This is a genomic window from Clostridium sp. AM27-28 (assembly GCF_003480955.1).
Taxonomy (GTDB): Bacteria; Bacillota; Clostridia; order Lachnospirales; family Lachnospiraceae; genus Otoolea; species Otoolea fessa.
The window spans coordinates 194,344-215,201 of record NZ_QUJT01000004.1; the positions used below are offsets into that span (position 1 = coordinate 194,344).

General features: G+C 49.0%; 20 protein-coding genes and 2 tRNA genes. 19 read left to right on the forward strand and 3 right to left on the reverse strand.

The window, feature by feature from the left end:
• Positions 1-21: 21 nt before the first annotated feature.
• From DW720_RS06575 to DW720_RS06615, 9 genes are all read left to right on the forward strand, one after another.
• On the forward strand, positions 22-2,490 hold the full coding sequence (locus tag DW720_RS06575) for a glycogen/starch/alpha-glucan phosphorylase (RefSeq protein WP_118491199.1): 2,469 nt from the start codon (positions 22-24) through the stop codon (positions 2,488-2,490).
• 27 nt (positions 2,491-2,517) lie between these two features.
• Positions 2,518-3,042, forward strand: a complete 525-nt coding sequence (locus tag DW720_RS06580; protein WP_106999704.1) for a hypothetical protein — start codon at positions 2,518-2,520, stop codon at positions 3,040-3,042.
• A gap of 214 nt (positions 3,043-3,256) precedes the next feature.
• The gene (locus DW720_RS06585; RefSeq protein WP_118749404.1) at positions 3,257-4,249 is read left to right on the forward strand and encodes a SpoIID/LytB domain-containing protein; all 993 of its coding nucleotides are present in this window, start codon (positions 3,257-3,259) and stop codon (positions 4,247-4,249) included.
• A gap of 40 nt (positions 4,250-4,289) precedes the next feature.
• Positions 4,290-5,057 (forward strand): M23 family metallopeptidase, encoded by a 768-nt coding sequence (locus DW720_RS06590; protein WP_118742473.1) that lies wholly within the window; start codon positions 4,290-4,292, stop codon positions 5,055-5,057.
• A gap of 591 nt (positions 5,058-5,648) precedes the next feature.
• A complete protein-coding gene (locus tag DW720_RS06595; protein WP_118467519.1) occupies positions 5,649-6,239 on the forward strand; it encodes a lactate utilization protein in 591 nt (196 codons plus the stop codon).
• A gap of 204 nt (positions 6,240-6,443) precedes the next feature.
• Positions 6,444-6,839, forward strand: coding sequence for a CBS domain-containing protein (locus DW720_RS06600; RefSeq protein ID WP_022360124.1), 396 nt, complete (start codon positions 6,444-6,446; stop codon positions 6,837-6,839).
• A 92-nt stretch (positions 6,840-6,931) separates the two neighbouring features.
• Positions 6,932-7,330 carry a spore coat associated protein CotJA gene (locus tag DW720_RS06605; RefSeq protein WP_227589710.1) on the forward strand — a complete coding sequence of 133 codons (399 nt, stop codon included), beginning with the start codon at positions 6,932-6,934 and terminating at the stop codon, positions 7,328-7,330.
• Complete coding sequence (locus DW720_RS06610; protein ID WP_022360123.1) at positions 7,330-7,584, forward strand: spore coat protein CotJB; 255 nt, start codon at positions 7,330-7,332, stop codon at positions 7,582-7,584. Before DW720_RS06605 ends, DW720_RS06610 begins: the two co-directional genes overlap by 1 nt.
• 3 nt (positions 7,585-7,587) lie before the next feature.
• Positions 7,588-8,199: a manganese catalase family protein gene (locus DW720_RS06615; RefSeq protein ID WP_117795208.1), complete on the forward strand. Its 612-nt coding sequence runs from the start codon at positions 7,588-7,590 to the stop codon at positions 8,197-8,199.
• Between the two features lie 125 nt (positions 8,200-8,324).
• Here the strand turns inward: DW720_RS06615 and DW720_RS06620 are convergent, their stop codons facing one another.
• A complete protein-coding gene (locus DW720_RS06620; protein WP_182427921.1) occupies positions 8,325-8,708 on the reverse strand; it encodes a hypothetical protein in 384 nt (127 codons plus the stop codon).
• A gap of 126 nt (positions 8,709-8,834) precedes the next feature.
• Between DW720_RS06620 and DW720_RS06625 the strand changes: the two genes are divergently transcribed.
• Positions 8,835-9,125, forward strand: coding sequence for a phage holin family protein (locus DW720_RS06625; protein WP_022359091.1), 291 nt, complete (start codon positions 8,835-8,837; stop codon positions 9,123-9,125).
• A gap of 471 nt (positions 9,126-9,596) precedes the next feature.
• Positions 9,597-10,439, forward strand: a complete 843-nt coding sequence (locus tag DW720_RS06630) for a M15 family metallopeptidase (protein WP_118742489.1) — start codon at positions 9,597-9,599, stop codon at positions 10,437-10,439.
• Between the two features lie 228 nt (positions 10,440-10,667).
• Here DW720_RS06630 and DW720_RS06635 read toward each other — a convergent pair.
• Positions 10,668-10,738, reverse strand: a tRNA-Gly gene (locus tag DW720_RS06635).
• A 328-nt stretch (positions 10,739-11,066) separates the two neighbouring features.
• Here DW720_RS06635 and trkA point away from each other — a divergent pair.
• From trkA to DW720_RS06655, 4 genes are all read left to right on the forward strand, one after another.
• Positions 11,067-12,425 carry a Trk system potassium transporter TrkA gene (gene trkA, locus DW720_RS06640; RefSeq protein ID WP_117795754.1) on the forward strand — a complete coding sequence of 453 codons (1,359 nt, stop codon included), beginning with the start codon at positions 11,067-11,069 and terminating at the stop codon, positions 12,423-12,425.
• 9 nt (positions 12,426-12,434) lie between these two features.
• Positions 12,435-13,874 (forward strand): TrkH family potassium uptake protein, encoded by a 1,440-nt coding sequence (locus tag DW720_RS06645; protein WP_118491207.1) that lies wholly within the window; start codon positions 12,435-12,437, stop codon positions 13,872-13,874.
• Positions 13,875-13,889: 15 nt separating this feature from the next.
• Positions 13,890-14,180: a hypothetical protein gene (locus DW720_RS06650; RefSeq protein WP_022359095.1), complete on the forward strand. Its 291-nt coding sequence runs from the start codon at positions 13,890-13,892 to the stop codon at positions 14,178-14,180.
• A gap of 194 nt (positions 14,181-14,374) precedes the next feature.
• The gene (locus tag DW720_RS06655; protein ID WP_022359096.1) at positions 14,375-14,599 is read left to right on the forward strand and encodes a hypothetical protein; all 225 of its coding nucleotides are present in this window, start codon (positions 14,375-14,377) and stop codon (positions 14,597-14,599) included.
• Positions 14,600-14,712: 113 nt separating this feature from the next.
• On the opposite strand, the gene DW720_RS06660 is transcribed toward DW720_RS06655, so the two are convergent.
• Positions 14,713-14,786: transfer RNA gene (locus DW720_RS06660), tRNA-Pro, on the reverse strand.
• Between the two features lie 543 nt (positions 14,787-15,329).
• On the opposite strand from DW720_RS06660, the gene DW720_RS06665 reads away from it, so the two are divergent.
• The 4 genes from DW720_RS06665 (at position 15,330) to DW720_RS06680 (ending at position 20,754) form a co-directional block, all read left to right on the forward strand.
• The gene (locus DW720_RS06665) at positions 15,330-16,106 is read left to right on the forward strand and encodes an HAD family hydrolase (protein WP_118467525.1); all 777 of its coding nucleotides are present in this window, start codon (positions 15,330-15,332) and stop codon (positions 16,104-16,106) included.
• A gap of 242 nt (positions 16,107-16,348) precedes the next feature.
• Complete coding sequence (asnA, locus tag DW720_RS06670) at positions 16,349-17,359, forward strand: aspartate--ammonia ligase (protein WP_022360200.1); 1,011 nt, start codon at positions 16,349-16,351, stop codon at positions 17,357-17,359.
• Between the two features lie 151 nt (positions 17,360-17,510).
• Positions 17,511-18,932, forward strand: a complete 1,422-nt coding sequence (gene lpdA, locus DW720_RS06675) for a dihydrolipoyl dehydrogenase (protein ID WP_118742490.1) — start codon at positions 17,511-17,513, stop codon at positions 18,930-18,932.
• A gap of 25 nt (positions 18,933-18,957) precedes the next feature.
• Positions 18,958-20,754, forward strand: a complete 1,797-nt coding sequence (locus DW720_RS06680) for an aminopeptidase P family N-terminal domain-containing protein (protein ID WP_181357136.1) — start codon at positions 18,958-18,960, stop codon at positions 20,752-20,754.
• Positions 20,755-20,858: the final 104 nt, after the last annotated feature.

Genomic DNA, 20,858 nt, shown 5'->3' on the forward strand with positions numbered 1-20,858 from the left:
TACGAATATTAGGAGGACAGGATGCGCGAGATCAGCAAAGAAGAGTTTAAAAAGAGTATTATCGAAAATGTAAAGAACCAGTACCGCAGAACGATCGACGAGGCGACACCGCAGCAGATATTCCAGGCTGTGTCCTATGCGATCAAGGATGTGATTATCGACGACTGGATTGCAACTCAGAAGCAGTTTGACGAGACAGGCGCAAAGAAGGTATATTACCTTTCTATGGAGTTTCTGATGGGACGTGCGCTTGGTAACAATATCATCAACCTGGGTGCGAAAAAAGCAGTGAAGGAAGCACTGGAAGAGCTGGGTTTTGACCTCAATGCGATTGAGGATCAGGAGCCGGATCCGGCACTTGGAAACGGCGGTCTGGGGCGTCTGGCAGCATGTTTTCTGGATTCCCTGGCAACGCTTGGTTATCCGGCTTACGGCTGCGGCATCCGTTACCATTATGGTATGTTCAAGCAGAAAATTAAAGACGGCTACCAGGTGGAGGTGCCGGATGAGTGGCTGAAAAACGGTTATCCGTTCGAGCTTCGCCGCCCGGAGTATGCGACCGAGGTTAAATTTGGCGGTTATGTCAAGACCGAGTGGGACGGTGGGCGCAACCATTTTGTACAGGAAGGTTATCAGTCTGTTCTGGCAGTTCCGTATGATATGCCGATTGTCGGCTACGGCAACAACGTAGTCAACACCCTGCGTATTTGGGATGCACAGCCGATCGACACGTTCAGCCTTTCTGCATTTGACAAGGGTGATTACCAGAAGGCGGTCGAGCAGGAGAATCTGGCGAAGAACCTGGTTGAGGTCCTTTATCCGAACGACAACCACTATGCGGGTAAAGAGCTGCGTCTTAAACAGCAGTATTTCTTCATTTCTGCCAGCTTACAGGTTGCTCTGAAGAAATTCAAAGAGACAAACGATGATATTCACAAACTGCCGGAGAAGATCGTATTCCAGATGAACGATACGCATCCGACCGTGGCAGTTGCTGAGCTGATGCGCCTGCTCCTGGATCAGGAAGGCTTAAATTGGGATGAGGCGTGGGGTATCACAACAAAATGTTGTGCATACACCAACCACACTATCATGGCAGAGGCGCTGGAAAAATGGCCGATCGAGCTGTTCTCCCGCCTGCTTCCGCGTGTATACCAGATTGTGGAAGAGATCAACCGCCGTTTTCTGATCGAGGTACAGAATAAGTACCCGAATAACTACGAGAAAGTTAAAAAGATGGCGATCATCTTTGACGGTCAGGTCAAGATGGCGCATCTGGCGATCGTAGCCGGATATTCCGTCAACGGTGTGGCAAAACTTCACACCGAGATTCTGAAAAATCAGGAGCTGAAAGATTTCTACGAGATGATGCCGGAGAAATTTAACAATAAGACAAACGGTATTACCCAGCGTCGTTTCCTGCTGCATGGCAACCCGCTTCTGGCAGACTGGATCACGGAGCAGATTGGCGACGAGTGGATTACCGATCTTCCGCACCTGGCAAAATTAAAAGTATACGTCGATGATCCGAAATTCCAGCAGGAATTTATGAACATCAAGTATCAGAATAAACTGCGCCTGGCAAAATACATCAAGGAGCACAACGGCATCGACATTGATCCGCGTTCCATTTTCGATGTACAGGTAAAACGTCTCCATGAGTACAAGAGACAGCTTTTAAATATTCTTCATGTAATGTACCTGTATAACCAGCTCAAAGACAATCCAAACATGGATATGGTTCCGAGAACCTTTATTTTTGGTGCGAAAGCAGCGGCAGGTTACCAGATTGCCAAGAAGACGATCAAACTGATTAACTCTGTAGCAGATGTTATCAACAATGATAAATCCATCAATGGTAAGCTGAAAGTTGTGTTTATCGAAGATTACCGCGTTTCCAACGCAGAACTGATTTTTGCGGCAGCGGATGTCAGCGAGCAGATTTCCACCGCCAGCAAGGAGGCGTCCGGTACCGGCAACATGAAGTTCATGCTGAACGGTGCGCTGACGCTGGGCACGATGGATGGTGCGAACGTGGAGATCGTCGAGGAGGTAGGCAAGGAGAACGCATTTATCTTCGGTCTGAGCGCTGACGAGGTTATCAATTATGAGAACAACGGCGGTTACAACCCGGAGGAGATCTTCAACACCGACCAGGATATCCGCCGCGTGCTGATGCAGCTCATCAACGGCTACTATTCACCGCAGGATCCGGAGCTGTTCCGCGATATTTACAATTCTCTGTTAAATACAAAGAACAGTGCCAAGGCAGATACCTACTTCATCCTGAAAGATTTCCGTTCCTATGCGGAAGCACAGAGACGCGTCGAGGCAGCTTACCGTGACGAGAACTGGTGGGCGAGAGCAGCCATGCTCAACACAGCAAGCGCTGGTAAATTCTCCTCTGACCGTACCATCGAGGAGTATGTGCGCGACATCTGGCATCTGGAGAAGATCCATGTGGACGATGATGATGTAAAGGCACTGTAAAAGGAGTAAAAAGAGGGAGGACACACTATGAGAGGATACAGAAAAAGACCGGGGACACAAGGATTTTCGGTTCCTCTTGTGGGTGCTTCCCTCTTTTTTATCATTTCGCTGTTTTTGTTTGCTTCTTATAAAAACAGCGCCTATCAGCAGGCGAAAAAGGAAATCTATTCGCTTTATACGGCGAACCGGGCGTTTGATCTGGATGAGGTGTATCAGGACGGTCTGACGGCGATCTATGCGAAAGAGTATGGAAAGACGGCAACCGAGGCTGGATGCGAGGCGCTGGAGCAGACGGGGCTTCCGTATGTCCTTTTATTATCGCAGTTTTCCGCACCGGTGGAACGCGTGTATGTGACGAACTGTCAGCTGAGCGAGACGGGGCGGGATAAGAAGGCGCGGACGTATGACTACACGGTTTCGGTGCGTTTCTGCCTGGAAAAAGGCGATGAGGTGCTGGCACCGGAGAAGACGATGGACTTTCATGGAACTGTGGTGATGAAGAAAAAGGGATGGTTCCGCTGGCTGCTGGATGGTGTGACGCTGGGGGAGTAAAAGAATGATAGAGGGGAAACTGGAAGAGACTGCAAAGGGCGGCGGAGGAAAAGCCGGAGCGTAGACTTGTGATATTTTTTGAGTGCCTGTCATAAGATAAGGAAGGCAGAGAAAAGAAGCAGGTTTGTAAGGCATTGAAACCATAAGTTTACTGGTATGGCAAAACAGAAAATGCGTGAAACCGTACTGGAACAGTCAAAACAGGAGAACCGAAATGAAGAAGAGAACTGCCGCCGTACTGGCGGCTTTTTTGATCCCATATATCACAACACTGGCAGTTTCCGGGCGTGTGCAGGGGGCGGATGGAGGAAAAATCGGAGGAAATTCAGATAGAACATCTGGAGGGGGAAGTCAGACGGATGGTCGGCAGATCCTTCTGGATCGGGAGGATGGCGTCCGCAACAACGGAACCGGGTATGCTGTCCCACTGGAAGAATATCTGATCGGTCTGACTGCAGTGCAGATTCCGGACGGCTATCCGAAGGAGGCAGTCAAGGCGCAGGCAATTCTGGCGCGGACGGCGCTGTACCGGGAGATGGACGGGGCGGATTCGATCGAGGAATCGGCGTTAGATATGGATTATCTGGAGCCGGAGCAGATCGAGAGCCGGTTTGAGGCGGCTGGAATGCCGGAATATTACCAGACGATCTGTGGGGCGGTGCGGGAGAGCGCAGGACAGACGGCGATCTGGGATGGGGATTATATTGAGCCGCTGTTTCATGCAGTGAGCGCGGGGCGGACGCGCGAAGGGGATGAGGCGCATCCGTATCTGGCGTCGGTTGCGGCAAAGGAGGATGAGGGCGCTGGCGGCTACCTGACGCGGCAGGGCATGACACGGGAAGAACTGAAAAAACGTCTGGAAGAAGGACTGAATGCATTGGGAGAACACCCGGATCTGGAAAATTTGGAAGAAGAGCGGATTCTGGAGGAAATTCAGATCGTGAAACGGGACAGCGCCGGTTATGTGGAAACAGTGCAGATTGGGGCGGAGACGTACAGCGGGGACGCGGTGCGCTATGCGTTAGGCGTGCCGTCGCCAGCTTTTTCCCTCGAGGAAGACGGGGACGAAATCCGCTGTGTTACTTATGGGCGCGGGCATGGTTACGGGTTGTCGCAGTACGGGGCGGGACTCATGGCGGAGAATGGGAGCAGTGCGGAAGAAATTTTAAAGCATTATTTTAAAAATATTCAAATCGTTTCTGAATAAAACGATTCACTTCGGCAAGACTAATACCGAGGTGATAAACGTGAAAAATAAAGTAAGACAGTTATTCAGGGACAAACTTGTTCTGGTAATGACAGTGCTTGGTCTGCTGACAATCGTAGCCGCAGCAGGAACCGTAAAAATTCGAAAAGATAATGCGCAGGATGGAAGAAATCCGTATCTGGATGTGCCGCAGACGGAGGGAATCCTGGCGGAAGAGAGGCCGCAGAACCGTTTAGAAGAAAACGACGGACAGGCGGAAACACGCGCACAGGTGGCAGGAAGTTCGGATGCCTCGTATTCGGTCAATAACCGGGATGAAGCCGATCAGAAGCCGATGGAGGAGGAAAAAGAGAGCAGTCTGGGAGCCGGAGCAGCTGCCGCACGCGCACTTTCCTACAATGGAACCGATCGCTTAAGCTGGCCGGTCCAGGGCAATGTAATTCTCGATTACAGCATGGATTCGACCATCTATTTTCCGACGCTCGATCAATACAAATGCAATCCGGCGCTCATTATCCAGGGCGATGTGAGTGAACCGGTCGCCGCACCCGCCGAGGCGCAGGTAACCGAAGTCGGTTCTAATGAGGAGATCGGCAATTATGTTGTGCTGGATCTGGGAAGCGGCTACACGGCGGTCTGTGGACAGCTCAAGGACGTTCAGGTGGCGCAGAAGCAGTATGTGGCAAAAGATACGATACTCGGATATGTGGCAGAGCCGACCAAATACTATTCGATTGAGGGAAATAACGTATATTTCGAGCTGATGCACGACGGAGAACCGGTGGATGCGCTGGACTATCTGGAATGACAGGCTGAAATGCTGTTTATGATACGCCTTGCAGTCTGGTTCTGGCTGTGGCAGAAATTGGAAATGAAGGGATAAGTTTGTGTTTTGTGACAGGTGGTTTTGAAACAGAAAGCTGCTGTATGAAAACATGAAGACAGGGAATTTTGTTGACTTGATACTGTTTACGGGTAGGCACTTTTGGAACCGAAAGTGCCGTAAGAAAACGTGGTGGCAGCAGGAATTTGCCGTATTTGAATGCGAAGCCACGGCAAATTCCGTTACTGGGCACGCATGTGTGAACAGTAACTTGACTTGAAGCAAGGCGGGCAGCTAATTTGCTCTGCCTTGTTTTTCTGCCAATATTTGATATACTATAGGTAAAGTACGAATATTTTCAAAGATCAAAAGCTGTCAATGTAGGTTATAAATAAAAGTTACGTAACTGTTCAGTACCTTCACAGTCACGCGCAAAAATCCATTAAAAATTGCCTACGGCAATGGGATTTTTGCCTGCTGGTTCATGTTTTCGTACGGTCAGCGCAGTAAATGCGCAGACCTACTGAACAGTTACAAAGTTACTATAAATTGAACGATTTAATAAGGAGGACAAAGATGGAACAGGAATTGTTGAAGAATAATTTTGAACGTCACGGATTTAAAACGAGTTTCTTTGATACAAAGGAGGCTGCGTTGGACTATCTGAAAGATCAGATTTCCGGGAAAAAAGTTGCGATAGGCGGAAGCGTGACGGCACAGGAGATGGGACTTTATGAAGCACTTTCCGAGAAAAATGAGGTGATCTGGCACTGGAAAAAGGCAGGGCGCGAGACGCTTATGGAAGCGAGAAGTGCCGAGGTGTACATAACCAGCGCCAATGGTGTTTCCAAAACCGGAGAACTGGTCAATATCGATGGAACCGGAAACCGCGTGTCGCAGACCTTATTCGGACCGGAAAAAGTATATTTTGTCATTGGAAACAATAAAGTCTGTCCGGATTTGACATCTGCGATGGAACGTGCAAAACAGATCGCAGCACCGAAGAACGCAGCCCGTCTGCAGGTCCAGACCCCGTGTGCGAAAACGGGCGTTTGCGTAGACTGCAACAGCCCGGCACGGATTTGCCATTCGATCGTGATCCTGGAGCGTCCGAGCAATGGGATGGAAGTAGAGGTTGTGTTTGTGGATGAGGAGATGGGTTATTAGGAGCGGAATATAGTTACTGGTCACGGGTATGAACAGTACCGATTATAGAAAAATTTGATGGAAAAATAAGGATTTCTTTATATCTTTTTTGGACGGATTTGGTATAATCAAGAAGAACGAAGGCAGATTTGAACGAAAATATACAAAATCTACAGATACGTATGGGGTACGTATGGGGAAAGATGAAAGGAGAACAGGTAAACCATGAATATATTATTTTTTCTGACACCGAAAAGTGAAGTCATTTATGTGAATGAGGAGGACACGGTTGGGCAGGCAATGGATACGATGGAAAAGTACAAGTATTCTGCGGTGCCGATCATCACGAAGGCAGGGCGTTACGCAGGAACATTAACCGAGGGCGATCTGCTGTGGGGACTCAAAAATAAGACAGATCTGGTGCAGAAAGGACTGGAAAAAGTGCGGATCACTGAGATTCCACGCCGTTCCGATAATCAGCCGGTACTTGTCAATGCGGATATGGAAGATCTTCTGGGAAAGATCATGAACCAGAATTTCGTGCCGGTGCTGGATGATCAGAAAAATTTTATCGGTATTATTACCAGAAAAGATGTTATCAGTTACCTTTGTAAAAAATAGTACATAATGATCGCTCTGTTTTTCAGCGGCGATCGCATTTATATATTTCCTGCATAAGATAAAGTATAACTGCTTTTGTAGGAGAATGAAATATGAATGGTTATCAGGATAACTCCAGCCGGAAAAATGCCTGCCGTTCGGGAATGCCTCTTATGTCATGCCCGGTGGCAGGCATTTCTGGCAATCGCTGCATAAATACTGCACCGCCAACCTGTCCGCCGGAAATACCTTGTGCTGGTTCGGTGCATCCTGTTTTGGAAAATGGGGCATTTTGCCCGCAGGGGCCAGAAATCCGACCTGCCCGCCCGTATCCGCAGACAGGAGGAAACAGGCCGCCGCAGACATTTCTGGGAGGCGGAAATTATCCGGTCGGCATGGGATATGTACCGGTTCAGTCCTGGCAGCAGCCGTATGCGCTGGAAACCGCATTCAGGCGGGGAACTATTTTTCCGGATCTGGATCTGCCGTTTATGATGGGAGGTGCCTGCTGATGAATGAGACTGCCAGAAAATTGATGAAACGGATTGATGATGCCAGCTTTGCAATGGATGATGTGATTCTCTATCTGGACACCCACCCGGATGACAGGAATGCGCTGAATTATTACCGGTATGTGGTGGCACTTCGGAAAGAAGCTGTTAAAGCGTATGAGGCATCGTTTGGACCGCTCACGATCGAGGATGCGGACGATGCATGCACATGGTCCTGGCTTACAGAGCGCTGGCCGTGGGAAGGGGAGGTGTAGCGTATGTGGAGATATGAAAAAAGATTACAATATCCAGTCAATATCAAGACGCCGAATCCGAAGATCGCGCAATATATAATGAGCCAGTATGGCGGTCCTGACGGCGAAATCGGAGCCTCTATGCGCTACCTGTCCCAGCGGTATACGATGCCTTATAAGATGCAGAAAGGACTTCTGACTGACATCGGAACCGAGGAACTCGCCCATATGGAGATGATTGCCGCCATTGTCCAGCAGCTCACGCGCAACCTTACTCCGGCACAGATCGAGTCATCCGGGTTTGGACCATACTATATCGACCACACCACGGCAATCTGGCCGCAAGCAGCAGGCGGAATCCCGTTCAATGCGTGCGAGTTCCAGTCGAAGGGCGATGCGATCACGGATTTATATGAGGATATGGCAGCAGAGCAGAAAGCCCGCACAACCTACGACAATATTCTCCGCGTGGTCAAAGATCCGGAAGTATGCGATCCGATCCGTTTTCTGCGCGAGCGGGAGATTGTACATTTTCAGCGGTTTGGTGAAGCTTTAAGAAATGTACAGGATCACCTGAGCAGTCGTAATTTCTATACGTTTAACCCAGAGTTTGATAAAGTGAAAGCGAAGGGATAAAACAAAAACCTCCGTAAACAATGTCAAATTCATTCTTTACGGAGGTTTTCAAACCAGCACCGAGTACGGATAAATCCGAACCCTCAACCTCCGCCAGTGTGATGGTCTTAGAACCGTTCTTACAGTTAAAAGTAAGGAATTATCTTGTCCTTATAAAGATACACCGCATTTACAAAACTGTCAATCAGTCTTTGCCGCTGTTCCCGCTTTGTCACATCAAATTTACGGAAGCGGTAAATGAAAAATGCTATCTGTTCTCTTGTAAGCAGGGGCTTGTGCATTTCCTCCTGCAAAATGCTGACTTCAAGCTGCCTTTTGGTTTCCTCCAACTCGTCCAGTCTTTGCTTGGTGGACGGAGTAAAAATCCCTGCTTGAATGGAGTTGAGCATATTGTTAATACCTTTTTCCGTTTCTGCAAGCTGCTTTTTCAAAAGAGGCAGATCGGTGCTTTCTTTCTTCTGCAACTCCATCAGCGTATCAATCAGTCGTTCCATGACTTCATCATTCATAATTGCTTTCATACAGTAATTGAGCGTACATATAAATTAGAGGAGACCGAGGCAGTGATGCAGGAACAGATCCGGGTGGCAAACCATCGGATCGCAGATTTGGAAAAGCAGATGGAGGGATAAGGTATGCAGATTAAAGATTATGTAAAGCCGGAATTACTTGTGGTAGCAGTAGTGCTGTACTTTATTGGGATGTGGCTGAAGCAGAGCGAGACAGTGAAAGACAAATACATCCCACTCATTAATGGGCTGATTGGCGTTGCGATTTGTGCCATCTATGTGTTCGCCACCTGTGCCTGCGGCAGTGGTCAGGATATCGCGCTGGCAGTTTTCACGGCACTTACACAGGGCGTCCTTGTGGCGGGATTGTCTACGTATGTAAACCAGATTTTTAAGCAGTCAGGAAAAGAAGAGTAGAAGGAGGCGATCCGACTATCTCCCGCGGCAGTTCGGGGCATGGCTGCCGTTGCGGCATCGCAACAATAGGGAAAATCGACGAAAGCCGATAGAGTGAAAGAAATTTATATGCTATAATGTCAGAGTTACCGCCTCCGAAACTGGTGACAGGAAGGAGGTGCCTGCGGTGGAAATACTATTATCTCTTATTGTTTCCGTCGTGGCGGGTGTGATTAGCCATCTCATCTGCAAATGTTTAGACGGTCACAAATAGTCGGTAACTAGCCTGCGGGTTTAAGCCTTCCCGTCGTGAAATTAGGAATAAAAACCCCCAAGGAGTCGCGATCCTTGGGGGTTTTGTCGTTGCCTGTGATGGACAACTACTATCTCTTAGCCTATCGGCATTATAGCATATGCGAAAATTCTTTGCAAGATACCCCGGAAAACAAAATTTCATATTTTTTCATATCATAAAGAAAAGAGGACAAATCTATGAGAGATATCACATTATGCCATCCGCGCCTCCAGGCGCTGACTGCGCAGCTCGTTGATAAGTGTGTCGGTGCAGGTTTGCCGATTAAAATCGGGGAATCTTTCCGGAGCGTCGCCGAACAGGACGCTTTGTATGCACAAGGGCGGACTCAGCCGGGCAGCATTGTCACGAATGCTAGGGGCAGCAGCTATAGCAGCCAGCACCAATGGGGCATTGCAGCGGATTTCTACCGGGCAGATGGAAAAGGCGCCTATAATGAGTCTGGAGATTATTTTAAGAAAGTAGGAGAGCTTGCCAAAAATCTGGGGCTTGGATGGGGCGGCGATTGGAAAAGCATCGTAGACAAGCCACACGTATATTTGCCGGATTGGGGCAGCGGTACTGGGATTTTGAAACAGAAATATGGGACATTTGAGGCGTTTAAAAAGACCTGGGCGGCGGAGAACAGCACGGTACCAGAACAGTCAAAAACGGTGATCACCGATCTTAAAGAAATTAAGAGCGGCGCACACGGCTTGAGCGTCACTGCATCCTCGCTCATCATCCGGACAGCTCCGGCAGGTGCTGACTCTGGCAAGCGCTACACCAAGGATCAGCGTGTGCAGCCAATTAATAAATGCTTTGCCGGCGGCGATCCGTGGATCCAGACTGCGGACGGCTGGGTGTCTGGCAAGTATCTTACTGGCTGGGTGTGCCAGGACGGGCGCTGGTGGTATCTGCTGAGTGGGTACATCTACCGGCACGATGCAGTCTGCCAGATTGACGGGCAGGCGTATGCGTTTGATTCGGATGGCTGGATGATTACCGCAGATCGGATAGCAGAGGACGGACATATACGATAAAATATGATGAAAAACACAATATAAGCGCATAATAAGGGGCTGTCATTCCTTGAAAATAAAGGGAAAACAGCCCTTTTTTCGTGTGATATTTCGTGTGATATTTCCCCAGAAAAAGGGGTTCTTTATACTGAAATATGCTTTCGTGGTAGATGCTCCAAAAACACCAGAAACCCTTGTAAATAAAGGAAAAATCCAGCATTTACAAGGGTTTCCGCATCCATCAAAAAAAGCAGATAACGGGAATCGAACCCGCCTTTCCAGCTTGGGAAGCTAGCGTTCTACCGATGAACCATATCTGCAAATATATATTAAGTATACTGTTTTTTCTGAAAAAGTCAAGAAATTTATCTTGCCCAAAAGGGAGGAAAGTTACTGTACACGGGTAGGCACTTTTGGGATCGAAAGAGACAAATATATTCAAAACGCCCACAAAATGCCCTCTTAACACAATTTATATTTCAAAAACTCGCAGAAGGTGTTATAATAATTCGGTATGGATCAGGGCGCGGTTTTCAGGCACCCTTTTTCCGTCATAGGAAAGTGTTAAGGCACATTTTTTATTTTGTATATAAAATAGAGATTTTCTGTATCGGTATGGCGGATAAGCAGAAAATAACGGAGGAAACTATGGATATAATCATTATCGGATGCGGCAAGGTTGGTACGACGCTGGCGGAGCAGCTTGTCCGGGAGGATCACAATGTGGTGATGATCGATACGTCTGCGGAGCGAATGCAGCGGGTGTCAGATGATATTGATGCGATCAAGCTGGTGGGAAATGGTGCCAGCATTTCCATGCAGATCGAGGCAGGTGTGCAGACGGCGGACATGCTGATTGCCGTGACAGGGTCGGATGAGATGAACCTTCTCTGCTGCCTGATTGCGAGAAAAGTGGGACATTGCCACACGATTGCGCGTGTGCGGAATCCGATTTACAGCAACGAGCTTACCTTTATCAAGCAGCAGCTGGGAATTTCCATGATTATCAACCCGGAATATGCGGCGGCGACGGAGATTTCGAGAATTCTGCGCTTCCCGTCAGCGATCAAGATCGATCCATTTGCCAAGGGAAAGGTAGAGCTTCTGAAATTTAAGGTAAAACCGGAGTTTAAGCTGGACGGGCTTTCGGTCATGGATATTGATAGCCAATTCCGCTGCGATGTCCTGATCGGCGGTGTTGAGCGCGGCGATGAGGTGGCGATCCCGGATGGTAAATTTGTGATTAAAAACGGGGATATGGTGTCGATTATCGCTTCCCCGGCAAATTCGGCAGAATTTTTCCGCAAGATCGGCATCCAGACAAACCAGGTCAGAAATACGATGATTGTCGGAGGCGGTACGATTGCTTATTATCTGGCGAAACTTTTGGCTGCGATGAAGATCCGGGTTAAAATTGTGGAGAAAGATAAAGCGCGTTGCGAGGTTCTGACAGAGCTTCTGGACGATGCGTTGATCCTCAACGGTGACGGAACGGACCGGCAGCTTCTTCTGGAAGAGGGGCTGATGACGGCGGAGGCATTTGTCACTCTGACGAATATGGATGAGGAAAATGTATTCCTTGCGCTGTATGCGAAGGAAAATTCCAGCGCGAAGCTGGTGACAAAGGTTAATCGGATCGCCTTTGACGAGCTGATCAGCAAGCTGGATCTGGGAAGTCTGATTTATCCGAAATACATCACGGCGGACTACATTTTACAGTATGTGCGCGCGATGCAGAATACCATCGGCAGCAATGTGGAGACGTTGTACCATATTCTCGACAGCCGGGCGGAAGCGCTGGAGTTTGTGATCCGCGAGGAGTCGGAAGTGACGGGCATTCCGCTGATGAATCTGAATCTCAAGAACAACCTGCTGATCGGATGCATCAACCGCGGCGGCAATATCAAGATCGCGCGTGGACAGGACTGCATCCAGCAGGGCGATACAGTGATCGTCCTGACGAGTCAGAAAGGTCTGCGGGATATCCGCGACATCCTGAGAAAGTAGGCGGCATAGATGAATTATTCGATTGTATTTTATATCATAGGCTGGATCCTGAATTTTGAGGCGGCTTTTATGGTGCTTCCGACGGTAGTGGCACTGATTTACCGTGAGTCAGAGGTATGGTGTTTTCTGGCAACGATGGCAGTATGCCTGATGGTTGGTATGCTTCTGGTACGCCGGAAACCGAAAAATCAGATCTTTTATGTGGCGGAGAGCTTTGTGGCGGTTTCTCTAAGCTGGGTTTTACTCAGTGTGATGGGAGCAGTGCCGTTTGTATTAAGCGGCTATATTCCAAATCCGATCGATGCCTTGTTTGAGACGGTATCGGGCTTTACGACGACCGGTGCAAGTATTCTGAGCAATGTGGAGCAGCTGCCGAAATGCTTATTATTCTGGCGAAGTTTTACGCACTGGATCGGCGGTATGGGCGTTCTGGTATTTCTTCTGAGTGTCCTGCCGATGGTGGGCGGTTCCCATATGAATTTGATGAAAGCGGAGAGCCCAGGACCCATCGTGAGTCGTCTCGTTCCGAAGGTTCAGATGACGGCGAAGCTGTTATACCAGATTTATCTGGGAATGACGATTCTTGAGGCTGTGATTCTGATTCTTGGGAAAATGCCGATTTTCGACGCGATCACGATCACGGTCGGAACAGCAGGTACGGGTGGTTTTGCAATCCGGAATGATAGTCTGGCGAGCTACACGGCATTTCAGAAAAATGTCGTGACGGTGTTTATGATTCTGTTCGGAGTGAACTTTAACTTTTACTTCTTTCTGCTGATGCGGAAGATGGGACAGGCCTTTAAAATGCAGGAGGTCCGGGCATATTTTCTAATCATTGCATCGGCGGTTGGCATCATTACAGTCAATACGGTAGCACTCTGCGGCAATGCACTGCAGGCATTCCAGGATGCGGCATTCCAGGTCGGTTCGATTATCACGACGACCGGTTATGCCACGGTGGATTTTGATAAATGGCCGCAGCTTTCAAGAACGATTATGGTACTTTTGATGTTTATCGGCGCCTGCGCGGGCAGTACCGGAGGCGGTATCAAGGTGTCGCGTGTTTTGATTCTGCTTAAATCGGTAAAAAAGGAGCTGAAACAGTACCTGCACCCGAGTGCAGTGGAGAAGATCAAAATGGATGGAAAGATCGTGGAGCATGAGGTTGTGCGCTCGACGAATGTGTTTATGGTTGCGTATGTGCTCATTTTTACGGTATCTGTTCTGCTGATTTCTCTGGATGAATACGATCTGGTGACGAATTTTACGGCGGTTACGGCTACGTTTAATAATATCGGACCGGGTCTGGCGCTGGTCGGACCGACCGGAAACTTTGGATTTTTCAGTAATTTCTCAAAAGTGGTTCTGATTTTTGATATGCTGGCAGGACGTCTGGAGATTTTCCCGGTACTTCTGCTGTTTTCAAGGGAAACCTGGAAGCGGTTCTAGGGAAGGAGAATGCGGATGGATATACTGTTCTTTTTAACGGGGTGTCTGGGACTGGCAGAGACAATTGATTTGTTCTGCGGCAAAGATTTCCTGATTTTTATATCGGATTCGATCGATCCGAAGAAATATAACCTGAAAAAGGTGTATGCGGTTGAAAAATGGCTGTTTGCGATTGATACGCTGTCGCTGTTTGGCATGGCGTTTCATCTGGGCGGCGGTACGGGCGATCTGGTGCTGGCGGCAGTTGTGCTGGTGACACTGTTCGCACATGTGTATGTGTTTAAGAGCCGGAACTTCCGGGTGTAAGTAGATAAAAGTGGGCGTGATGTGTCTGGCATGCGCCCATTTTTATTGCCATGATGCAGAGAAAATGGCTGGTGGCGTGTTTTGGGACAGATGCTTGAAACGGCTGACAGTGTGGCTTCCGGGGAAGTGGGACACACTTTGCGTTGACAGGCATATGATATAGTATCAATGAAAAATGAAAAGGAGATTATCATATGTGTTGGTCTTGGGGTAATGGTTGTGGACACTGCGGAGGATGCGGCGGCTGCGGAAACAATGGATGGGGCTGGAATAGCTGTGGAAATAATGGAAGAAATTCCTATCGGAGAGGTTTCAACGATGGTTATGCAATCGGCTATCGGGATGGCTATGATGCCGGAAGAGACAGCCAGTCTGGCTGCGGCTGCAGTAATAATGGCGGCTGTGGCTGCGGAAATTAGAGATGGAGATTCAGCTTGCATGGGGTGTGAACTGAGAGGAAGAAAGCCGGGCGGTGAGAGCTGCCCGGCTTTCTTCCTTTTATTTATTAAGAACTCTAAGAATATGCTAAAAATCGGGGCAACAGGATTTGAACCTGCGACCTCTCGGCCCCCAGCCGAGCGCGCTACCAAGCTACGCCATACCCCGAAAATAAATCATAGCTGTACTTTGCCAAATGTTCAGCTGACATATACCGCCATTTGTTGAAATATTATATGCATGATACCAGGGTCAAAAGGTCAGAAGTTCGACGCAAGCTTGCTTGCAGGAGAATTTTTGCCCTTGGGACCCGCCAAAAACATGAGTAAGTAGCCATTTTTCAAAGAAAAATGAGCGAATTGCGAATGTTTTTGAGAATTGCGGGAGCACGCAGTGCAGAGCAATTCGGTATCAGAGGGGTCAAAAGCTTTTGCCCCCAACATCATATGCATATCATTATATCAAAATTACATCAAAAATCAACTATGACTTCTAAATTTTCGCTGCCGGATGTTTGTTTTTTTGATGTAATTTTGATGGTTGAGTGGAATTTTACGAATCAATGGAATGGATCAACAGAATGAATATTTTCCCAATATTGACTCCAAATTTGAAAAATGGTATGATGAAAACGTGGATAATTAAAAGAAAAGGTCATAGCAGAGTCTTCGGCTGTGACCTTTTGTAGTAACCAACCCCAAGGAGAACATCATGATAAGTTTTGACCTCGACATGACCCTCTTAGACCACCGGACGGATCAGATCACACCGAGTGCGCTGGAGGCGATTGAAAAGCTACGCCCGAAGTACAAGATTGTGCTGGCAACGGGGCGCGATATGGATAATTATTACAGTACATCGTACCGGGACATCGTCCGTCCGGATGCGATTGTACATATGAACGGGACGAAGATCACAGTGGGAGATAAGCTGCTGTTTGAGCACATCTTTGATCCGAAACTCCTGCGCCGGGTGCTGAGTTTTTGCGATGAAAAGGGCTTCGGAATCGGCATGACGGTGGGGGATGAAGATTACTATATCCATCCAGAGATCATTGCGGCTAATGATATCCGCTTCTGGGGAAGCTGCGGGCGGCAGTTCCAGGATCCGTGGAAGATGCTCACGATGCCGGTCCGGACACTGGCGTTTGTCGGCAGCCGTGAACAGGTGAAGGAGATGGAACGGGAATTTCCGACCCTGAAATTGCCGATGTTTGCGAGCGGACATGGCGCGGATGTGGTCGAGAAAGGCAATTCCAAGGCGGACGGACTCCGCAGGCTGGCGGTGTATTTTGGAGAAAAAGAAGATCTCTCCGATACAGTGGCATTTGGCGACAGCATGAATGATATTGAGGTTGTGCAGGAAGCCGGCATCGGCGTGGCGATGGGAAATGCAGTGGATGCGCTTAAAAAAGTAGCCGATTACGTGACGGCACCGATCGGGGAAGATGGAATTTATAAAGCGTGCGAACACCTTCATTTATTTTAAAGAAGTTATTTTCCTATTTTACCTGTTCCCATTTTCCTATATAAATGATATAATAGCTACCAAACGGTTATTGTCCACAGGTGAGTTTCTTTGAGTAGAAATTCCATGCAGTACAATAACAAGAAATGACTTAAAAGGCGCGTGCCTGCAAGCTTTGACTAAAAGGATGAACTGCGGCTGCAGAAATCGGCAGTGCGGCAGGGAACCGGACACGCACCGGGAAAAAAGAGAGGATGTAACAGATGGAACATTTAATTACTCCGGCTGGTTATAAACCGGTATTGGATTTGAGAGAAACACAGGTTGCTATCAAGGAAATCAAGGACTTTTTTCAGAGAGAACTGGCAAAACAGCTCAATCTGACCCGTGTGTCCGCACCGCTTTTTGTACTGCCGGAATCTGGTCTGAACGATAACTTAAACGGCGTAGAGCGCCCGGTGTCCTTTGGAATTCTGGAGCAGAAAGATCGGAAGGCTGAGATTGTACATTCTCTCGCCAAATGGAAACGTCAGGCATTAAAAGAGTACGGATTTCAGGAAGGTGAAGGCCTTTACACCGACATGAGCGCGATCCGTCGTGATGAGGATACAGACAACATCCATTCCATTTATGTGGATCAGTGGGACTGGGAGAAGATCATCAGTAAAAAAGATCGTACCCGTGAGACACTGGAATCCATTGTCCGTTCGGTTTACAAGGCACTGAAAGTGACCGAGGACTATATGGCATATGAGTATGAGTACATTGGACGTTATCTTCCGGAAAATATCACATTTGTGACGACCCAGGAGCTGGAAGATATGTATCCGGATTGCACACCGAAGGAGCGCGAGTACAAGATTGCGAAGTTGCATGGTGCGGTATTTATTGAGCAGATTGGTGACAAGATGAAATCCGGTGAGAAGCACGATGGTCGTGCTCCGGACTATGATGACTGGAAATTAAACGGCGATATTCTGGTATATTATCCAGTTCTGGATATCGGACTGGAGCTTTCTTCCATGGGTATCCGTGTTGATGAGGATTCCCTGAAAGAGCAGCTGGTAAAGGCGGGATGTGAGGAACGCGCGGAGCTGCCATTCCAGAAAGCAGTTCTGGAGGGAGAGCTTCCGTATACAGTCGGCGGCGGTATCGGTCAGTCCCGTATCTGTATGTTCTTCCTGCGGAAAGCACATATCGGAGAGGTGCAGGCGTCGATCTGGCCGGACGGTGTGCGCGCAGAGGCAGAGGCTCACAACATTCATCTGCTGTAAAAATAAAATTGATGAAAAGCTGCCCGGGAAAGTGATTTTCTGCGGCAGTTTTTTGTGTAATAAGAAATTCATTAGAATTCCCTATTACACAAAAAGGCACATTCTTTTTATGTAATGGGAAGCCCATAGAATGAGAGGATAGGATATTTATATGGCGGATCATATCTATGATTTAATTATTATCGGTGCGGGACCGGCGGGATATACGGCAGCGCTGCGTGCGGCAGCGATGGGGATGGATGCAGTCCTGATCGAGAAAAAAGCGCTGGGCGGCTCATGCGTCAATACCGGCTGTATTCCTGCCAAGGCGCTTCTGCAGGCGACGGCGGTCTACCGGGATATGCTGAAAGCATTCCGGTTTGGCATCGTGGCGGAGAAGGTCAGCTTTGACTGGCGGCAGATGCAGATTTATAAAAATGAGTCCGTGGAATCATTCCGCTCAATGATTCAGGGAATGTTAGAAAAAGCGGAGGTGGAGATGATTCACGGCGATGCGCGCCTGCATGCGGATAATGTGGTGCGTGTGACGACCTCCAAAGGCGCATTGACGCTGAAAGGAAAAAATGTGATTCTGGCAACCGGTTCCAGCCCTGTGATTCCGGATATCCCGGGAATTGATCTGCCGCAGGTTATGACAAGCCGTGATATTCTGCGGATGGATGACTGGAATTTTGACTGTCTGACGGTCATCGGCGGCGGTGTCATCGGTGTGGAGATCGCGACGATCTTCGCGGCGCTCGGTTCCAGCGTGACGCTTTTGGAGCAGGCAAACCGTCTGCTGGAGTCGATGGATCCGATGATTTCCGAGCAGATGGAAGCAAATCTGCGTTCTAAGGGTATTGAAGTCCACTGCAATGTACAGGTCATGGAGATCAAGGATCGCGGCAACGATACGGTGTCGGTCAATTACCGCTGTGAGCGCGGCTGGAAGGAAAGCCCGGCAGACCGCGTGCTGGTGGCAGTCGGCAGACGCCCGAATATGTCGAAGGTTCTGGCGGACGATTGTCAGGTGCAGCTGGAAAATGGGCGTCCGCTCATCAAGGGAACTTACCGCACGACGCAGGAAAATGTCTATGCGATCGGCGATACCGTGGCGCGGAAACGTCTTGCCCATGTGGCAGCGTCCCATGCGGCTTATCTGGTCGAAAACCTGGCGGGACGCGGACACCGGATGCAGCTTTCGGTCGTGCCGAACGGTATGTATGTCGTGCTTCCGGTTGTGCCGACCTGTATTTATACGGAGCCGGAGATTGCGGCGGTTGGATTTACGGAAAATGACGCCCGCCTTTATAATATGAAGATCAAGTGCGGTGTGGCATATATGACGGAAAATGGAAAAGCGCTTCTGGCGAGAAACAGCCGCGGTTTTGTGCGCCTGATTTTTGAGGCGTATACCAACACGCTGATCGGGGCGCAGATCATGTGTGCGCGTGCGACGGACATGATTGGAGAGATGGCAACGGCGATCGCCAACGGTCTTACGGCATATCAGCTCTCGACGGCGATGCGCGCGCATCCGACGTACAGTGAGGCGATCACGGAGGCGATCGAAGATGCGTTGAAAAATGGATAATAGAGAAACAATAGGAGGCAGAAAAATGGGACGTGAGGTTCGGGAGAGAATTGAACAGCTTCGCGAGAAGATGGCGGAGCGTGGAATGGACGCATATCTGATTCCGACATCGGATTTCCATGGCTCGGAATATGTGAGCGAGTATTTCAAATGCCGGAAATATATGACAGGCTTTACCGGCTCGGCGGGAACAGCGATCATCACGATGGAGGACGCAGGGCTCTGGACGGATGGCAGATATTTTGTGCAGGCGGCAGCAGAGCTTTCCGGCAGCGGGGTGAAACTTTATCGCTCCGGTCAGGAGGGCGTGCCGACAACGCTGGAATTTTTGAAAAAACATATGCCGGAACAGGGTGTTCTGGGCTTTGACGGCAGAGTGGTCGATACGGCAGAGGGCGAGCACATCGCGAAAGCACTGTCTGGGAAAAAGGTACGCATTTCGGAGGGAGAGGATCTGATTGGGAGTATCTGGGATGACCGCCCGGCGCTTCCGATGAACCCGGTCTGGATTCTGGAAGAGAAGTATGCGGGAAAACCGGCGGCGGAGAAGATTGCAGATCTGCGCGGGGAGATGAAAAAGTGTCAGGCGACGGTGCATCTGCTGACGAGTCTTGATGATATTGCGTGGCTTTTAAATATCCGGGGCGATGATATTGTACATACGCCGGTTGTATTGTCCTACTTGATTGTGACAAAACAGGAATTATTCTTCTTTATTCATGAGAAGACGCTGAACGAGGAAGTACGTGCCTATCTGCATGGACTGGGCGTTCGGATCATGCCATATGAGGCGGTATACCAGATTGCATCCGCATTCCGCTATGAGCGTGTATTATTGGAAAAGTCGAAGATCAATTACCGTCTGTTCCGGTGCCTGGATGCGAGTGTGAAAGTGATCGAGGCGATGAACCCGACGGCAGCGGCAAAAGCAGTCAAAAATCCAGTGGAACAGGAAAATATGCGCCGCGTGCATGTGCAGGATGGTCTGGTATTGACCCGTTTCCTGCGCTGGATGAAGGAACATGCAGGTGAAAAAGGACTGGATGAGTGGACCGCCGGGGAATATCTGGATAAGCTGCGCCTGGAACAAAAAAACTGCCTGGATATGAGCTTTACGACGATCTCTGCGTGGGGACCGAACGCGGCGATGTGCCACTATACGGCGTCTGAGACAGAGAAGAGCAGTGTGCCGAATAAGGGGCTGTATCTGGTCGATTCCGGCGGACAGTATTATGAGGGAACGACGGATGTGACGCGTACCATCGCGGTCGGACCGATCACGCAGGAAGAAAAACGCTGCTGTACGCTGGTGGCGTGCTCGATGCTGCGTCTGCTGGATGCGAAGTTTATGTATGGCTGCCGCGGTATCAACCTGGACTATATTGCGCGCGAACTCCTGTGGAGAAACGGCCTGGATTTCAACCATGGAACAGGGCATGGTGTCGGCTATCTGGGCTGTGTGCATGAGCGCCCGAATTCCATCCGATGGAGGCTGCTCACATCGCCCGCTGAAAATGCGGTTCTGGAGGAAGGCATGGTTACCTCTGATGAGCCGGGTCTTTATCTGGAAGGAAAATTTGGCATCCGGACGGAGAATCTGATGCTCTGTGTGAAAGATGTGAAGAATGAATTTGGTCAGTTCATGAAATTTGAAAATCTGACCTGGGTTCCGATTGATCTGGACACGATCGATGTATCGCTGATGGAAGGGCGTGACCGCGAGCTTTTGAACGCGTACCACAAGGGCGTGTTTAAGAAGCTGTCTCCGTATATGACGGAGGAAGAGAAAGCATGGCTGACAGAGGCGACGCGAGCGATTTAGAGGAGGAGAACAAGGAAGATACGGCAGTAAAACATTAAAAAGCGGTTAAAAACCGGCATAGATAAAAGATGCCGGATATAAACTGTAAATGACCATGTAAAATA

Coding starts and splice junctions, on each gene's coding strand:
- DW720_RS06605 (WP_227589710.1), top strand. CDS start 6,932: ATGAATGGTTATCAGGATAACTCCAGCCGGAAAAATGCCTGCCGTTCG.
- asnA (WP_022360200.1), top strand. CDS start 16,349: ATGGAACATTTAATTACTCCGGCTGGTTATAAACCGGTATTGGATTTG.
- DW720_RS06625 (WP_022359091.1), top strand. CDS start 8,835: ATGCAGATTAAAGATTATGTAAAGCCGGAATTACTTGTGGTAGCAGTA.
- lpdA (WP_118742490.1), top strand. CDS start 17,511: ATGGCGGATCATATCTATGATTTAATTATTATCGGTGCGGGACCGGCG.
- DW720_RS06600 (WP_022360124.1), top strand. CDS start 6,444: ATGAATATATTATTTTTTCTGACACCGAAAAGTGAAGTCATTTATGTG.
- DW720_RS06620 (WP_182427921.1), bottom strand. CDS start 8,708: ATGAATGATGAAGTCATGGAACGACTGATTGATACGCTGATGGAGTTG.
- DW720_RS06630 (WP_118742489.1), top strand. CDS start 9,597: ATGAGAGATATCACATTATGCCATCCGCGCCTCCAGGCGCTGACTGCG.
- trkA (WP_117795754.1), top strand. CDS start 11,067: ATGGATATAATCATTATCGGATGCGGCAAGGTTGGTACGACGCTGGCG.
- DW720_RS06575 (WP_118491199.1), top strand. CDS start 22: ATGCGCGAGATCAGCAAAGAAGAGTTTAAAAAGAGTATTATCGAAAAT.
- DW720_RS06585 (WP_118749404.1), top strand. CDS start 3,257: ATGAAGAAGAGAACTGCCGCCGTACTGGCGGCTTTTTTGATCCCATAT.
- DW720_RS06645 (WP_118491207.1), top strand. CDS start 12,435: ATGAATTATTCGATTGTATTTTATATCATAGGCTGGATCCTGAATTTT.
- DW720_RS06655 (WP_022359096.1), top strand. CDS start 14,375: ATGTGTTGGTCTTGGGGTAATGGTTGTGGACACTGCGGAGGATGCGGC.
- DW720_RS06680 (WP_181357136.1), top strand. CDS start 18,958: ATGGGACGTGAGGTTCGGGAGAGAATTGAACAGCTTCGCGAGAAGATG.
- DW720_RS06580 (WP_106999704.1), top strand. CDS start 2,518: ATGAGAGGATACAGAAAAAGACCGGGGACACAAGGATTTTCGGTTCCT.
- DW720_RS06610 (WP_022360123.1), top strand. CDS start 7,330: ATGAATGAGACTGCCAGAAAATTGATGAAACGGATTGATGATGCCAGC.
- DW720_RS06615 (WP_117795208.1), top strand. CDS start 7,588: ATGTGGAGATATGAAAAAAGATTACAATATCCAGTCAATATCAAGACG.
- DW720_RS06595 (WP_118467519.1), top strand. CDS start 5,649: ATGGAACAGGAATTGTTGAAGAATAATTTTGAACGTCACGGATTTAAA.
- DW720_RS06665 (WP_118467525.1), top strand. CDS start 15,330: ATGATAAGTTTTGACCTCGACATGACCCTCTTAGACCACCGGACGGAT.
- DW720_RS06650 (WP_022359095.1), top strand. CDS start 13,890: ATGGATATACTGTTCTTTTTAACGGGGTGTCTGGGACTGGCAGAGACA.